The organism is Allobosea sp. TWI1241 (assembly GCF_039673065.1).
Classification (GTDB): Bacteria; Pseudomonadota; Alphaproteobacteria; order Rhizobiales; family Beijerinckiaceae; genus Allobosea.
Genome location: NZ_JBDJKW010000007.1, coordinates 103,459 through 118,217, shown reverse-complemented (window position 1 = coordinate 118,217; position 14,759 = coordinate 103,459). Strand labels below are relative to the sequence as shown.

Below are 14,759 nucleotides of genomic sequence, written 5' to 3'. Positions count from 1 at the left end.
CGGGCCTGCCGAAGACGAGCGGCCCGCCGATGCGCGGAGCCGCCGCTGCCATGCACATGCCCTGAGCAAATCCGCGGCGAATCAGGAACCAACTGGCAGGTGCTGCTGTTTGGATAGCCAGATACGGCTTTTCAATCAGGAGACGCTTCGATGAAGACAGTCATGCTCGCCGCCGCTTTCGTCTGCGCCACCGCGCTCAGCGCCGGCGCCCAGACCGCGACGACCTCGCCGATGCCGGCGCCGAAGGCGGACGCCGACAAGAACGCCCCGCTGCCGGGCGCCAACAGTTTCACCGAGGGCCAGGCCAAGAGCCGTCTCGAGGCCAATGGCTACGCCAATGTCGGCGCGCTGAAGAAGGACGACAATGGCGTCTGGCGCGGCACCGCCACCCATAGCGGCGCCCAGGTCAACGTCTCGATCGATTATCGCGGCAACATCACCCGCAACTGATCGTCAGCGCCCTTCCCCATTCGCAGGAGTTTCCCATGACCCGCACCGTCACGCGTTCATACGACAACTATTCCCAGGCCGCCGCCGTCGTCGAGCGGCTCGAGCAGGCGGGCATCCCCTCCGCCGACATCAGCGTCGTCGGCCGCGACGAGCGCGCCGAGGAGAGCAATGCCGGTGAAGGCGCCGGCATCGGCGCCGGTATCGGCGGCGCGGCTGGCCTGCTGGCCGGCCTAGGCATCATGGCCATTCCCGGCATCGGTCCGGTGGTGGCGGCGGGCTGGCTTGCTTCGACTGCGGCCGGCGCGGTGGCCGGCGCCGCCGCAGGCGGCCTGATCGGCTCCTTCACCGGCGCCGGCGTCAAGGAGGACGAGGCCCATTACTATGCCGAGACCGTCCGGCGCGGCGGCAGCGTGGTTTCGGTCAGGACCTCGGAGACCAATGCGGCGACGGTCGAGGCCATCCTCGACGGCGCCGCCCCGATCGATCGCGAAGCCCGCATCGCCGAATATCGCCGCGACGGCTGGGAACGTTTCGACGAGACCGCGCCTTCGGTCCGCCCCGGCGGCTTCGTCTGACGGCATGAACAGGCCGGGCGAGGCGCGACAGCCTGGCCCCAGTAAAATTTCGGGAACCCGGCCCAGCGGCCGGGTTCTTCACGTTTCGACGAAGCTTCGAAACGGAACGGTCGCGCTTTCGCCGCGGGCAGAGGCGCCGCCTTCAATCCTCCTCGGCCGCGTCGCGCGACGGCAGCCGCTGCGAGGTTTTGAAGAAGTCGCGCCAGTCGTCAGGCATCGCGGGGAGAGACGCGGCGTCCGCGGCATGAACCGCGTTCGGGGCCGTTCTTTCGAGCGCGGACCAGTCGATCGGGCAGGCGATCGGCGCGCCCGGGCGCGCGCGGGTCGAATAGGGCGCGATCGCGGTCGCGCCGCGGCCATTGCGCAGATAGTCGACGAAGATGCGCCCCCGCCTCGCCCGCTTGGAGAGGGTAGCGGTGTAGCGCTTCGGATCGCTCTGCTCGAGCGCCTTGGCGAAGTCTCGCGCGAAACGCTTGGCGACCGTCCAGTCGGCCGCCGGAACCAGCGGCACGATTACATGGTAGCCCTTGCCGCCAGAGGTCTTCAGCATGCTGGCGAAGCCGAGCTCGTCCAGGCGCCGCTGGACCTCACCGGCCGCATCACGCACCGCCTCCAGCCCGAGGCCGGCATCGGGATCGAGATCGAAGATCAACTGGTCAGGCTGCTCGATCGCGTCGATCCGCGAGCCCCAGATGTGGATTTCGACCGTGCCGAGCTGCACCAGCGCTGCGAGCCCGTCGAAGTCGCGCAGGAACAGCAAGTCCTCGCCATCGACATCCCTGCTGCGCGCGATCGCCTCAGGCAGACCCGGGCCGGCATGCTTCTGAAAGAAGCTGTGGCCCTCGATACCGTTCGGCGCGCGCAACAGGCTGAGCGGCCGCCCAACGACATGCGGCGCCATCAGCGGCCAGACCGAAGCATAGTAGTCAAGCAGCCCCTGCTTGCTGAGGCCGACATCCGGCCAGAGCAGCTTGTCGGGATTCGTCAGGCGGATGCCGGTGGTCGCGGAGGCTTTTGCCCGAGCCTCCGGCGGGGGCGGCTCCGCCCGTTTCCGCGCCTTCCGCGCGGATGCCTTCAGCGGCCGCTCCGCGACAATCTCCGCCGCCGGCTTGTCGTCGCGCAGGCCGACGAAGCTGGCATGGCGCAGCGTCTTCGCCGCCGTCCAGGACCGGAACGCCACCTCGGCCACCCGCGTCGGCTCGACCCAGACGATCCCGCGCTCCCGCCCCGCCGCGCCTTGGAACGGCGAGCGGTCGGTCCTGATCCGGTCGAGCTCGGCCTTCAGTGCTGCGGCGGATTTGCGCGAGAACCCGGTGCCCACGCGCCCCGCCGGGCGCAGTTCCCCGTCCTCGACATAGGCCGCCACGATCGAGCCGAGCTCGTGCCGGCTGCCACTGGACGGCACATAGCCGGCAATGATGAACTCCTGGCGCTGGGTGCATTTCGACTTGACCCAGTCGCGCCCCCGCCCGCTGCGATAGGGCGCATCCGCCCGCTTGGAGATCACGCCTTCCAACCCCATGCGGCAGGCATGGCGCAGCATGGTCTGTCCCGATTCGGCGAAATGCTCGCTGAAGCGCAGCGCACCGTCCTCCGGCGCCGCGGCGAGCAGCTCCTGGAGCCGCTCCTTGCGGGCGATCAGCGGTTCGGCCCGCAGATCGGTGGCGTCGAGATGGAGCAGGTCGAAGGCGAAATAGACCAGCCCCGCAGTCTCGCCGTTGGACAGAGCTTCCTGCAATGCAGAGAAGGAGGAGATGCCATCCGGTCCGAGCGCCACCACCTCGCCATCGATCAGCGCCGCATCACAGGGCAGCGCCGTGATCGCCGCTGCTATGGTCGGTCCGAAGCGGTCGGTCCAGTCGATGCCGCTGCGCGTAAGCAGCCGGACCTTGCCAGCGGCGATGCGTGCCTGCAGCCGGTAGCCGTCGAACTTGACCTCGTGCAACCAGTCCTCGCCGGCGGGAGGCCGCGTCTGCAACCTCGCCAGGCAGGGCTCGACGAAGCGCGGGAGTGCGGCAGCCGCCGCGCGCGCACCTCCGCCTGTCTTCGGGACCGCGCCCGCCTTCCCGGCCTTGCCAGCTTTGCCGCGCCCTGCCGTGGCCTTCGCGGCGCGGAGATCCTCGACGCTGCGGCCCGTCCGGACCGAGGCAGGCGCCTCGTCCAGAATGTCGCTGCCCGGCCGCGCGGCCGCGTCGTCGACCTTGATCAGCAGCCAGTTGTCGCGGCTCTCGCCCCTGCGTGGCTTCAGCCGCACGAGATGCCACTGGCCGGCAAGCTTGTGTCCCTCCAGGATGAAGGAGAGGTGGCCCTTGGCGAGTCCGGCCGCCGGGTCGCCTTCCGGAGTCCAGCGTCCCTCGTCCCACAGGATCACCTCGCCGGCGCCATAGGAGCCCTGCGGGATCTCGCCCTCGAAACCGGCATAGGCGAGCGGGTGATCCTCGACATGGACGGCGAGGCGCTTCTCCTGCGGATCGAGGCTCGGGCCACGCGTTACCGCCCAGGACCAGAGTACGCCGTCATGCTCCAGTCTGAGATCGTAGTGCAGCCGGCGCGCGGCATGCTTGTGGACAACGAAGATGCCCCCGGCACGGCCGGAGGCAGGGTTGCCGAGCTCGCCCTCGGGCTCGGCTGTGCGGCTGAAATCCCGCTTGGCGCGGTAGCGGGCGAGGTCGGCCATGGCTACCTCCTGATCGTCGTCGCGTCAGGCGCTCTTGCGGGATTTCGTCGCCGGCTTCGTCTTCGCCGCCTTGCGCGGGTGCCTGGGCGCGCCCGCGCTGGTGCCGCCCTCCTCCGCCAGGCTCTTCTTCAGGGCGTCGAACAGGTTGACGACATTGGCGGGCCGCTCGGCCGGCTGAACGATCGGCGGCTTGCGGCCCTTCTGCTTGGCGCGGATCAGCGCCAGCAGCGCATCCTCGTAGCGATCGTCGAAATCCGACGGATCGAAAGCGGCCTGCTTCTTGTCGATGATGTGCGTGGCGAGATCGACGAGTTCCTGATCGAGCTTGCGCGGCTTCATCCCCTCGAAGACCTCCTCGGGCTTTCGCACTGTCTTGTCGTAGCGCAGGGTGGTCAGCAGCAGCCCCTGCCCGAAAGGCTCGATCATCACCGGACGCTCGCGGCGATAGAGCACGATGCGCGCCAGGCCGGCCTTCTTCTGCCGGGCCATGGCCTCCCGCACGACAGCAAAGGCCTCCTCCGAGACGTCATCGGACGGGGTGACGTAATAGGGCGTGTCGAAATAGATCTGCGGGATTGCGGCGCGATCGACGAAATGCTCGATCGACAGCGTGTGCGAACTCTCGATCTGCACCGCCTCGATCTCGTCGTCCTCGATCAGCAGGAACTCGTCGTCGCCGACCTCGTAGCCCTTGACCTCGTCATCGTCCCCGACCGGCTTGCCGGTGACGCCGTCGACATATTGCCGGCGCACGGTGTTGCCGGTCTTGCGGTTGATGATGCGGAAGGAGACCTTCTCGCTGTGCGAGGTCGCGCTGGTCAGCTCCACGGCGCAGGAGACCAGCGACAGCTTGAGATAGCCTTTCCAGGCAGGGCGCGGCGCCATCACGCCGCCCGCCGGCTGGGACGCGGCGCGGCGCGACGCTCACCCTCGCGCGCCACGAACCGCTCGGCCACCGCTAGATCCTCGGCGGTCACCACCGGTACGGGATCGGCGAGGATCGCGGCGAGCGTGGCCGGATCGAGCTGGCCGTTGGCGACGACGAAGGCCAGAGTCTCCCGTGTCTCGCGCTCGGCGCGCAATTGTGCGGCCAGCGCCGCGATCAGACGGTCCTTGGGATCACGCATCACGCCACCTCCCTGAAGACCGGACAACTGAGCAGCCTCGGGGATGTTCCGCGACCGGGCCTGCGGGCGCGCCCGCAGGTCGGGTGCTCGTCAGAAGCAGACGGCCAGATCGACGCGGACCGACTGGCCGCAGAGGCGACGCCGGAAGAACACCAGCCCGATCTTTCTCCCGACGAACGAACGGCTGCTGCGCCGGATGATCGCGACGGGGCGGACCAAGGACGGGCCGATGTCGATGTCAGACCGGCGCCCGCGCAGGCGTCAGGCGCCGGTTTCGCCGGCTGCCTCACATGGCGGGCATCACGGCGATGTCGCGCGCCGCGCCGGACAGCCCCTCGACCTTGCCGACCGCGGTCGCCTTGCCGGTGGCGAGATCGAGCTTCATCAGCGCGCCATCGGCGAGCAGCCAGCCGGTGTTGGCACCGCCGGCGGCGCTCTCGATGTCGAAGGCGATCGCCTTGGGCATGATGCCGAGCTTGCCGACCGCGCCGAGCACGCCGTCATTGGGCGGAGCCTGCTTGAACAGCGCGCCGATTTTGCCGTCGATGTCGTAGAGCGTCGTCTCCTTGGTGCCCTTCACCGAATTGGTATAGGCGCCCGCGACGATCATCGGCGTCTCGCCCTTGTGCATGTCTGTCTCGGCGAATTTCAGCTTGCCGTCGACCGTGGTCTTGCCGTCCTCGACATTGACGCGCAGGTTCGTGCCGTCCGAGCCGATCACCCGCAGCCGGTCGGCCGCCGGGTTGAAGTCGACGGTGGCCATGGCGCTCGCCGACAGGACAGTGTCCATCTTCGACTTCATCGTCGCCTTGCCGGCCATGTCGACCGTGTAGATCGTGCCGTCGACACCGAGCGCGTAGAGCATGCCGTCGGCCGGGCGCACGTCGATGCCGGCGATCTTGCCGGCGACGCCGGTGACCTTCACGGACTTGCCGGCCTTCAGGCTCGTGGTGTCGATCATCGTCAGGGTATCGTCGCCGGTGAGGGCGGCCAGCGTGGCGGCGCGTGCGGCGAGGCTGCCGGCGAGGCCGGTGGCCAGCGTGGTCGCGACGACGAGGGCGAAGCGGATCGTCTTGGTCATCATGTCCTCCGGTTGTTGCGGCGCGCGGCCGGTTCCTCCGCCGCGTCGCTCCCACCGGATAGAGAGCGGCCCCGCGATTGGATGCGCCCGAAAAAATAAACTCCGCAGGCTGCATCCAAACCGCCCGCCGCTGCGTAACCTGAGGTCGCCGGCACGACCGTGCGGCTGCCGATCGAGAAGGAGGACGCATGGCCGTCCATGCCGCGCAGGGGCACGGAATCGACGTCGAGCGCGCGCTGGAGGCCTGTGCCTCCGGCGATAAAAATGCGCTGCGGCGCATCTACGACCAGGAGTGCCCGCGTATGATTGGTGTGGCGCAGCGGATGCTGAAGCGCCGGGCCCTGGCGGAAGAAGCGGTGCAGGACACGTTCATCCTGATCTGGCGCAATGCGACGCGCTACGACCGGCAGCGCGGCGCCGGGCTGACCTGGATCTATGCGATCCTGCGCAACCGCTCGCTCTCGATCCTGCGCGACGAGCGGCGGCTCGAAACCGACGAGAGCCCGGTCGCGGCCGAGGTGCCGAGCGAGGAGGAGGATCCGGAGGCGGTGATGAGCCGGCTCTCGGACGGCGAGGCGCTGCGCGGCTGCCTCGAGACCCTGCCGGCGCCGCGCCGCAGCATGGTGCTGCTCGCCTTCGCCACGGGCCTGAGCCATGGCGAGATCGCCGGCCGCGTCGGCATGCCGCTCGGCACGGTGAAATCCTGGATCAGGCGATCGCTTCTGGCGCTCAGGGAGTGTCTGCGATGACGATGGAGCCGGATCGCGACGGCGAGGCGCTCGCCGGTGAATACGTGCTCGGCCTGCTCGACGGGGCCGACAGGCAGGCTTTCGAGCGCCGCATGGACGAAGACGACGCCTGCCGCGCCGCTGTCGAGCACTGGCGCCAGCGCCTCGCGCCGATCGACGCGACCGCGCCAGCCATAGCTCCCTCCGCAGGGCTGTGGCCCCGGATCGAGGCCGGGCTGGGCGCCGCGCCGGCCCCGCGCCAGGCCGCGGTGCAGGCGCTCTCGCCCATCGGCCGGCTGCAACGCTGGTGGGGCGATCTCGTGCTCTGGCGCAGTGCGGCCTTCGCCGGGCTGGCGGCTTCGACCCTGCTCGGCCTCGGCCTGCTCGCGGCGCTCGACCGCGCCGGGCGCCAGCCGGTGATGGTCGCCGTGCTGATGACCGAGGGCAATGTCGCCGCGGCAGTGGTCAATACCTTCGCCGACGGGCGCGTCGAGCTGCTGCCCCTGCAGGACATCGCCGTGCCGGACGGGCGCGCGCTCGAAATCTGGACCTTGTGGGACCGGGCGGTCGGGCCGCGTTCGGTCGGGCTGATCGACCGGGCGCGCAGCGTGCCGCTGCGGCTGGACAGCATGCCGCTCGGCGCCGACCAGCTCTTCGAGATCACGCTCGAACCGCGCAGCGGCTCGCCGACCGGGCGGCCGACCGGCCCGATTATCGCCAAGGGGCTGACCGCGCGCAGCCTCTGAGCGAGAGCCGCCACGCTGGCCGCCGGCGCCGAAAGAAAGAGCCCCCGGAGGCGATCGCGCGGCGACCGTCTCCGGGGGCTCCTCTGCGTCTGTCCGCCGGGCTGCCACGGCAGATCTCATCAGCTTTGTCTTACCAGCGGGTCTTGGCCTCGAGCGCGAAGCGGTGGGCCATGGCGCCGCGGCGCAGGTCGCCGTCATAGGAGCCGGTCAGTTCGACGCGCTGCAGGACGGTGCCCGACAGGCTCGCCCCGATCACGGCGCCGTCGCGGGAGACGCCGGCGCTGCGGGTCACGAAGGCGGCGCCGAGCAGGCTGGCGCGCTGCACCGCCACCGTATCGGCGAACTCGTGCGACCAGTAGGCCTTGAGGTCGACGCGCAGCGGCATCTCGCTGCCGAGCGCGGTCGAGAGCCTGGCGCCGGCGAGCGAGCGCAGCGAATTCTGGCTCTCGCCGCGCAGCGTCAGGCCGAAGGCGCCGGCCTGGCTCTCCACCGTGCCGCCCTGGCGCAGATGGGCGGCGCTGAGGCCGAGTTCCGGCGTCACGCTCAGGCCGCCGAGCGCGGCGAGGTCGTAGCCGGCGAAGGCGCTGCCGAAGATGCCGTAGCCGTCGGAGGACCCGCGCGCGATGCGCTGGACCGGGCCGAGCGAGACCGTGCGGCGCAGCTCGGTGCGGCCATAGTTGCCGCCGAGCGAGCCGCGCAGGCTGATCGCGCCGATCCGCGTGCCGCCATAGGCCGAGAGGCTGTAGGAATCGACGGTGGCGCGGCCGCGCACATCGCCCTTCGGGTCCATGACCGAGCGGGCATAGCCGAGCGCAGCGCCGACGACCGCGTCTCCGGACAGCGCGCGCTCGACGCCGAGCAGCGCGCCGCCGAGGCCGAAGGAGCTGCCCGGCCCGGCCGTGCCGCCGCCGGCATGGCCGACGCCATAGAGCGCCTGGCCCCAGAGCGCGCCCTCGGCGACAGCCCTGGGCGCGTCCGTCGCCGCCGGCGAAGCGCCGAGGCTGGCATAGCCGGCGGTGCCGATGCGCGAGGCCTGGCCGAAGCTGGTGGCGCCGCCGGCGGTGAGGCGGCGGTCCAGCGCCGAGCCGATCATGCGCTGGCCGGCCATCATGCTCATGCGGGCATCGGCATAGGCCTGGCCGGTCAGGGTGCCGAGACCGGCGGCGAGCGCGTCGGGCCCGGTCTGGTACAGCGCGTCGAAGACCTCCTGCCGCGCCGCGTCCGGGCGCACGCCGGCGGCCGGGCGCGCCGCGTCGAGCGCACCGGCGACGGCGAGCGCATTGCCGCCGAGACCGGTGAGCCCTCCATAGGAGGCCGGGGTGACGATCAGCGACAGGCCGTTGCCGCGATAGAGCGCGTCGAAGCGGGCATTGGCCGGCAGGCCGTCGGCCGGCTGGTCGAGCCCGCTGAAGCTGCCGGCGAGGCCGCCTTCGGCGACGAGCACGCCGAAGGCGGTGCCGATGGTCGGGACATAGCTGTTTCCGGCGTCGCCGACGATGCCGCGCAGGGTCGGCACCAGCCGCCCGCCCACGGCGACCGCACCGGTCGAGCCCATGGCGACGAGGCGGGAATAACTGCCGGCGCCGTTGCCGGTGCCCGTGCCGTCGATGTCGAGCACGAAGCGGTTGCTGTCGGCGAAGGTGACCGGGCCGCGCACGAAGAGCGTGCCGGGGGAATTGCCGGGCATGACGGTGCCGGCGCTGAACAGCCCGGCCTCGATCAGGCCGGTGCCGCGCAGCGTGCCGGCACTGCCGACCGAGACGGCGGAGGCGACGGAGCCGTTGATCGCCAGCGTGCCGCCGAGCACGCCGGTGCCGCCGGCATAGCTGTTGCGCCCGCTGAGCTCGAGCCGGCCCGCGCCGCGCTTGATCAGCCCGCCATCGCCGGAGATGTCATTGGCAAAGGTGGCCGACCAGCCCCTGGTGTCGACGTCGAAGGTCTCGACGAACTGTCCGGGACCGCGCACCGCCTTGGAGACGTTGAGCAGGCCCCAGCCATAGATCTCTGGCGAGCCGAGATCGGTCGCCGTGGTCAGGATCGACTGGACCACCTGCGGGGCGGTCATGAAGGGGAAGGCCTCGCGCACCAGCGCGGCCGCGCCGGCGACATGGGGCGCCGCCATCGAGGTGCCGCTGGAGAGATTATAGGGCTGGCTCGGCGAAATCCCCTTGTCGGCGGTGACCGTGGAGAGGATGTCGACGCCCGGCGCCGCCAGGCACCAGGCCGCGGCGATGCCGCAGTAATTGCTGAAATCGGCGATCTTGCCGGTGCGGTCGACCGCGACGACGGTCATCAGATAGGGGCGCAGGTCGGAATAATCCTTGCGGGACGCGTCGACCTCGTCGCCATTGCCGTCGAAGAAGACGTAGAGGCCCTTGCCGGCATTGGCCGGGTTGATCGCCGGATAGAAGCCGACGCCGCTGGGGTTGCGGGCGATGACCGGCTGGTCCTGCCGCTCGTTGCCGGCGGCGAAGACGAGCACCATGTCGGAGGCCGCCGCCTGCCGCAGCGCCGCGACCTCGGCCTCCGTCCCGGCATTCTGGTAGGGCTGGATCGGGAAGACCTGGTAGTCCGGATTGGGGATGCCGCCGGGCAGGAAGGGCGAGGGATAGGCCGGCCCGTAGCTGCCGTTCAGCACCTTTGCGCCCACGGCCGCGGCATGGCTGATCGCGGCCGCCGTGTCGCCGCCCGGCGGGCCGACGATGGCGCGCAGCACGAGGATCTCGGCATTGTAGGCGACGCCGTGCATGCCGACGCCGTCACGGGCGGCGGCGATGGTGCCGGCGACATGCGTGCCGTGCGAGCCCTCATGGCGGTCGAGCAGATCGGTGGCGCCCGGCACGTCCAGACCGAAATTGCGCGAGAACGGCGAGATGCGGCCGGCGAATTCGGGATGGTCGGGGGCGATGCCGCTGTCGACGACGGCGACGAGCACGCCCTTGCCGCTCAGGCCGAGCGCATAGGCATCGGCCGCACCGATCTGGGCGAGGCCGTGATTGGCGTAATATTCAGGGGTCTGGAAGCTCGCGGCGGAGCCCGGCGTGACCACCGCAACCGGCATCGCCCGGCTCGAGAGGCCCGCGAAGGGATCGGGCAGGACATAGCTCCTGTCCTGCGCGGCCGCGGGCAGCGCGAAGAGCAGCAGGCCGGTCGCCGTGGTGGCGAGCAGCGCGGAGCGAAGCAGGGCGGAGCGCGTGCTGGGCTTGGTCGTCATCGGCGGGTCTCGGAGCACTCTCTGGCGGCAGTCGGTCGTTACGGCACTAACACGCCGCCGGCATTCCCGAGAGGCACGCGATCCCGCATTGCGTCCCAATCAACCGGGCTGCCGTGCCGGACGCAAGCGGAAAGCCGGCCGGCCGCGGCGCGCCCTTGACGAGCGCGCGCGCGGCCTGCACCGATCGACGGCGCAGCGTGGCGCGAGACAGCGGACCCTTAGCCGTGACCGAGGAGCGAACCGCCGGACGACTGTCCGCCGAGCGCTGGCGCGCAGAGATCGCGCCGGTCTTCGCCGTGCGGCCACCGGCAGATGGCGGCGAAAGCGAGATCGGCGGCGCGATCATCCGCCATCATCTCGGCGCCGCGGTCGTCGGCGAGGTCGAGGCCAGCGCGCAGGGCTATCTGCGCTCGGAGCAGCTGATCGGGGCCGTCGGCGTCGACCATCTGCTGGTGCAGGTCTATCGTGCCGGCCGCACCGTGCTGGAGATCGACGGACGCGAGATCGAGGCCGGCCCCGGCGACGTGCTGTTCTTCGACCTGTCGCGGCCGGTGCACTCGCAGGCCACCGCGATGCGCGCCATCAACATGGTGCTGCCGCGCGCCCTGCTCGACCTCGACGCCGATACGCTGGACGGCGCGCACGGCACGGTGCTCAAGGGCGCCAGCGGGGCCGGCTCGCTGGCGGGGCAGCATCTGCAATCGCTGCTCGCGACAGCCCCCGCGCTGACGGGTCCGGCGGCCGGCGGCATCGTCAAGGCGAGCGCCGGATTGCTGGCGGCGTGCCTGGCGCCCGCCCTGCGGCGCGAGCGCGACGCGCCCGCGACCCTGACCGCGACGCTGGCGACGATCTGCCGGTTCATCGATCGCGAGATCGGCAATCCCGATCTCGACGCCGCCCTGCTCTGCTCCGCCTTCGGCCTGTCGCGCTCGGCGCTCTACCGGCTGTTCGCGCCGGTCGGCGGCGTGGCGGAGTATATCAGGCGCCGCCGGCTGGCGCGGGCGCGGCTCGCCCTCAACACCGTGCCGCCGGGGCGCGGCGGCATCGGGCGCATCGCCCGGCAGTTCGGCTTTTCCAGCGACGACGCCTTCGCGCGGGCCTTCAAGGTGCGCTTCGGCGTGGCGCCGCGCGAGGCCCTGCAATTGCGGGCGCTGCCGCCCGCGCAGGCGGAGGAGGACAGCCTGACGGACTGGCTGCGCAGGCTGTCCTGGTAGCCCCGACTGGCCGGAGCCCGGCGGGGCGACGCCGTTTCAGGGCGTCGGCAGCGGCACCGTCTCGTCCGCCGGCTCCTCGCGCACCGTACGCAGCTCGTACCAGAGCGCGTTTAGGATGCCTACGGTGGCCGCGAGGCCGAGACCGAGAACCCAGGCGAAATACCACATCGCGCGTCTCCTTATCGTCCGGTCAGTAGGCCGAATGGCCGGCTTCGGTGACGCTCTCCTCGGTCACCTTGCCCCAGAGCGCCCGGTAGACCCAGGCGGTGTAGGCGAGGATGAGCGGCATGAAGAAGGCCGTCACCAGCAGCATGGTGCGCAGCGTGCCGCGGCTCGACGAGGCGTCGAACACCATCAGCGAATGGCCAGGATTGGTGCTGGAGGGCAGCAGCACCGGGAACATCGCCAGGCCGACCGTCGCGATGATGCAGACCACGCCGAGCTTGGAGGCGAGGAAGGTCAGCCCCTCCTTGCGGGCGCCGAAGCCGAGCGCCGCCAGCAGCGGGGCGACGACGCCGAGCGCCGGAACCAGCCAGAGCGCCGGCGTCGCCCGGAAATTGGCGAGCCAGGCACCGGCATCGACCACCACGGTCTTGCCGAGCGGGTTCGAGGGGCCGGTCCAGTCGATCGGGCTGGTGACGCGATAGCCGCCGAGCAGCCCGGCCCAGACCAGCACGCCGCCGCCGGCGAAGAGCAGCGCGGTGACGAGCGCAGCCCGGGTGCCGTAGCTGCGGGCCCGCTCGGCGACCGTGCCCGCGGCCTTGAAGGTCAGCCAGGCGGCGCCGTGCATCACGATCATCGCCAGCGAGACCAGGCCGCAGTACAGCGCCACCGGGTTGAGCAGGCCGAACAGGTTGCCCTCGTAGATCGGGCGCAGGTCGGGGGTGAAGTGGAAGGGCACGCCGCGCAGCGTGTTGCCGACCGCGACACCGAAGATCAGCGCCGGCACGGCCCCGCCGACGAACAGCGCCCAGTCCCAGCGCGCCCGCCAGGCCGGATCGTCGCGCTTCGAGCGGTACTTGAAGCCGACCGGGCGCAGGATCAGCGCCATGAGGATCAGGAACATGGCGAGATAGAAGCCCGAGAAGCTCAGCGCATAGAGCGCCGGCCAGGCGGCGAAGATCGCGCCGCCGCCCAGGATGAACCAGACCTGGTTGCCTTCCCAGACCGGGCCGATCGTGTTGATCGCGACGCGGCGCTCGATGTCGGTGCGGGCGACGAAGGGCAGCAGCGCGCCGACGCCCATGTCGAAGCCGTCCGTGGCGGCGAAGCCGATCAGCAGCACGCCGAGCAGGCCCCACCAGAGGATCCGCAGCGTGCCGTAGTCGAAGAGAAAGTCGATCATCGTCCTGTTCCTTTCCGACCCTCGCTCACGCCGCCGGCTGCGGGCTGGGGGCACTGCGTCCGGGCGCGTAGTCGTCGAGGACATGCGCGACCTCGGGCCCCTTGCGGATCGCCGCCAGCATCAGCTTGACCTCGATCACGGCGAGCACGCCGTAGAGCAGGGTGAAGCCGGCGATCGTGATCAGCAGGTCGCCGACGCCCAGCGCGGAGGTGGCGAGGAAGGTCGGCAGCACGCCCTCGATGATCCAGGGCTGGCGGCCGAACTCGGCGACGAACCAGCCGACCTCCGCCGCGAGCCAGGGCAGCGGCAGCGACAGCACCGCCAGCCGGAACAGCCAGCGCGGCGCCTCCTCCTCGCGCATGGTGTGCCAGAGCGAGACCAGGAAGATGCCGAGCATGACGAAGCCGCAGGCCACCATGATGCGGAAGGAGAAGAACAGCGACGGCACATGCGGCACGGTCGACCAGGCGGCGGCCTTGATCTGCTGCTCGCTCGCCTGGCGCGGATCCTCGATGTACTGCCGCAGCAGCAGGGCGTAGCCGAGATCGTGCTGGGTGCGGGCGAAGGTCTCGCGCGCGGCGGCATCCTTGCGGTCCGCCTTGATCTTTTCGAGCGCGTCATAGGCGACGATGCCGTCGCGGATGCGCTGCTCCGCCCGGCCGACGAGTTCGTCGATGCCGGGAATCGTCTTGTCGATCGAGCGCGTGCCGATCAGGCCCATGACCCACGGGATATGGATGGCGAAGCGGGTCTCGCGCGCGCTCTGGCTCGGGATGCCGATCGCTGTGAAGGGCGCGGGCGCGGGCTCGGTCTTCCACATCGCCTCGATGGCGGCGAGCTTCATGCGCTGGTTGTCGGTGAGCGCGTAGCCGCTCTCGTCGCCGAGCACGATGACCGAGAGCGAGGCCGCCACGCCGAAGGCCGAGGCGATAACGAAGGAGCGCTTGGCGAGCGCGACATGGCGCCCCTTGAGCAAGTACCAGCCCGAGACGCCGAGCACGAAGGTCGCGCCGATCAGATAGCCGGCCGAGACGGTGTGGACGAACTTGGCCTGCGCGACGGGATTGAACAGCACCGCGACGAAGTCCGTGACCTCCATGCGCATGGTGTCGACGTTGAAGGCGGCGCCGACCGGGTTCTGCATCCAGCCATTGGCGATCAGGATCCACAGCGCCGAGAAATTGGTCGCGAGCGCCATCAGCCAGGTCACGGCCAGATGCGCGCGGGCCGACAGCCTGTCCCAGCCGAAGAAGAACAGGCCGACGAAGGTCGCTTCCAGGAAGAAGGCCATCAGGCCCTCGATGGCGAGCGGCGCCCCGAAGACGTCGCCGACATAATGCGAGTAGTAGGCCCAGTTCATGCCGAACTGGAATTCCATCGTGATGCCGGTGGCGACGCCGAGCGCGAAGTTGATCCCGAACAGGACGCCCCAGAACTTGGTCATGTCGCGCCAGATGGTGCGACGCGTCATCACATAGACCGTCTCCATCATCGCGATGAGGATGGAGAGACCCAGCGTCAGCGGGACGAACAGGAAGTGGTACAAGGCCGTGAGCGCGAACTGGAGACGCGACAGGTCGACCAACAACGGATCGATCATGA

13 protein-coding genes are annotated in these 14,759 nt (G+C 70.3%); 5 read left to right on the top strand and 8 right to left on the bottom strand.

All coding sequences use genetic code 11. The features are described 5' to 3' along the window. Positions 1-150 precede the first annotated feature (150 nt). The gene (locus tag ABE438_RS11275; RefSeq protein ID WP_346502716.1) at positions 151-450 is read left to right on the top strand and encodes a PepSY domain-containing protein; all 300 of its coding nucleotides are present in this window, start codon (positions 151-153) and stop codon (positions 448-450) included. A gap of 35 nt (positions 451-485) precedes the next feature. Beyond that, positions 486-1,025 (top strand): general stress protein, encoded by a 540-nt coding sequence (locus ABE438_RS11270; protein ID WP_346502715.1) that lies wholly within the window; start codon positions 486-488, stop codon positions 1,023-1,025. A gap of 142 nt (positions 1,026-1,167) precedes the next feature. Here the strand turns inward: ABE438_RS11270 and ligD are convergent, their stop codons facing one another. The 4 genes from ligD to ABE438_RS11250 all read right to left on the bottom strand — a co-directional run bounded on the left by ligD (position 1,168) and on the right by ABE438_RS11250 (position 5,910). Continuing rightward, positions 1,168-3,702, bottom strand: coding sequence for a DNA ligase D (gene ligD, locus ABE438_RS11265; protein WP_346502714.1), 2,535 nt, complete (start codon positions 3,700-3,702; stop codon positions 1,168-1,170). 24 nt (positions 3,703-3,726) lie between these two features. Beyond that, on the bottom strand, positions 3,727-4,587 hold the full coding sequence (gene ku / locus ABE438_RS11260; RefSeq protein WP_346502713.1) for a non-homologous end joining protein Ku: 861 nt from the start codon (positions 4,585-4,587) through the stop codon (positions 3,727-3,729). Further along, positions 4,587-4,829 (bottom strand): hypothetical protein, encoded by a 243-nt coding sequence (locus ABE438_RS11255; RefSeq protein ID WP_346502712.1) that lies wholly within the window; start codon positions 4,827-4,829, stop codon positions 4,587-4,589. The genes ku and ABE438_RS11255 overlap by 1 nt, the downstream gene beginning before the upstream one ends. Before the next feature lie 286 nt (positions 4,830-5,115). Next, the gene (locus tag ABE438_RS11250; protein ID WP_346502711.1) at positions 5,116-5,910 is read right to left on the bottom strand and encodes a DUF4394 domain-containing protein; all 795 of its coding nucleotides are present in this window, start codon (positions 5,908-5,910) and stop codon (positions 5,116-5,118) included. Positions 5,911-6,098: 188 nt separating this feature from the next. Here ABE438_RS11250 and ABE438_RS11245 point away from each other — a divergent pair, with 188 nt between their 5' ends. Then, the gene (locus ABE438_RS11245) at positions 6,099-6,659 is read left to right on the top strand and encodes a sigma-70 family RNA polymerase sigma factor (RefSeq protein WP_346502710.1); all 561 of its coding nucleotides are present in this window, start codon (positions 6,099-6,101) and stop codon (positions 6,657-6,659) included. After that, entirely contained in the window at positions 6,656-7,384 is a 729-nt protein-coding gene (locus ABE438_RS11240; RefSeq protein WP_346502709.1) for an anti-sigma factor, read from the top strand. The genes ABE438_RS11245 and ABE438_RS11240 overlap by 4 nt, the downstream gene beginning before the upstream one ends. 130 nt (positions 7,385-7,514) lie before the next feature. Here ABE438_RS11240 and ABE438_RS11235 read toward each other — a convergent pair whose 3' ends face one another. Further along, positions 7,515-10,598, bottom strand: a complete 3,084-nt coding sequence (locus ABE438_RS11235; RefSeq protein WP_346502708.1) for a S8 family serine peptidase — start codon at positions 10,596-10,598, stop codon at positions 7,515-7,517. Between the two features lie 224 nt (positions 10,599-10,822). On the opposite strand from ABE438_RS11235, the gene ABE438_RS11230 reads away from it, so the two are divergent. After that, positions 10,823-11,812, top strand: a complete 990-nt coding sequence (locus ABE438_RS11230) for an AraC-like ligand-binding domain-containing protein (protein WP_346502707.1) — start codon at positions 10,823-10,825, stop codon at positions 11,810-11,812. Positions 11,813-11,848: 36 nt separating this feature from the next. On the opposite strand, the gene cydX is transcribed toward ABE438_RS11230, so the two are convergent. From cydX to ABE438_RS11215, 3 genes are read right to left on the bottom strand one after another with little or no spacing between them, the layout of a single operon-like run. Further along, on the bottom strand, positions 11,849-11,980 hold the full coding sequence (gene cydX, locus ABE438_RS11225) for a cytochrome bd-I oxidase subunit CydX (protein WP_346502706.1): 132 nt from the start codon (positions 11,978-11,980) through the stop codon (positions 11,849-11,851). Between the two features lie 22 nt (positions 11,981-12,002). Next, entirely contained in the window at positions 12,003-13,157 is a 1,155-nt protein-coding gene (gene cydB / locus ABE438_RS11220) for a cytochrome d ubiquinol oxidase subunit II (protein ID WP_346502704.1), read from the bottom strand. A 25-nt stretch (positions 13,158-13,182) separates the two neighbouring features. Then, a complete protein-coding gene (locus ABE438_RS11215) occupies positions 13,183-14,757 on the bottom strand; it encodes a cytochrome ubiquinol oxidase subunit I (protein ID WP_346502703.1) in 1,575 nt (524 codons plus the stop codon). Positions 14,758-14,759: the final 2 nt, after the last annotated feature.

What these genes read in the sequence shown, in the direction of transcription:
- ABE438_RS11255 (WP_346502712.1), bottom strand. Translation starts at nt 4,829, where the DNA reads ATGCGTGATCCCAAGGACCGTCTGATCGCGGCGCTGGCCGCACAATTG.
- ABE438_RS11275 (WP_346502716.1), top strand. Translation starts at nt 151, where the DNA reads ATGAAGACAGTCATGCTCGCCGCCGCTTTCGTCTGCGCCACCGCGCTC.
- ABE438_RS11235 (WP_346502708.1), bottom strand. Translation starts at nt 10,598, where the DNA reads ATGACGACCAAGCCCAGCACGCGCTCCGCCCTGCTTCGCTCCGCGCTG.
- ku (WP_346502713.1), bottom strand. Translation starts at nt 4,587, where the DNA reads ATGGCGCCGCGCCCTGCCTGGAAAGGCTATCTCAAGCTGTCGCTGGTC.
- ABE438_RS11240 (WP_346502709.1), top strand. Translation starts at nt 6,656, where the DNA reads ATGACGATGGAGCCGGATCGCGACGGCGAGGCGCTCGCCGGTGAATAC.
- cydX (WP_346502706.1), bottom strand. Translation starts at nt 11,980, where the DNA reads ATGTGGTATTTCGCCTGGGTTCTCGGTCTCGGCCTCGCGGCCACCGTA.
- cydB (WP_346502704.1), bottom strand. Translation starts at nt 13,157, where the DNA reads ATGATCGACTTTCTCTTCGACTACGGCACGCTGCGGATCCTCTGGTGG.
- ligD (WP_346502714.1), bottom strand. Translation starts at nt 3,702, where the DNA reads ATGGCCGACCTCGCCCGCTACCGCGCCAAGCGGGATTTCAGCCGCACA.
- ABE438_RS11245 (WP_346502710.1), top strand. Translation starts at nt 6,099, where the DNA reads ATGGCCGTCCATGCCGCGCAGGGGCACGGAATCGACGTCGAGCGCGCG.
- ABE438_RS11215 (WP_346502703.1), bottom strand. Translation starts at nt 14,757, where the DNA reads ATGATCGATCCGTTGTTGGTCGACCTGTCGCGTCTCCAGTTCGCGCTC.
- ABE438_RS11250 (WP_346502711.1), bottom strand. Translation starts at nt 5,910, where the DNA reads ATGACCAAGACGATCCGCTTCGCCCTCGTCGTCGCGACCACGCTGGCC.
- ABE438_RS11270 (WP_346502715.1), top strand. Translation starts at nt 486, where the DNA reads ATGACCCGCACCGTCACGCGTTCATACGACAACTATTCCCAGGCCGCC.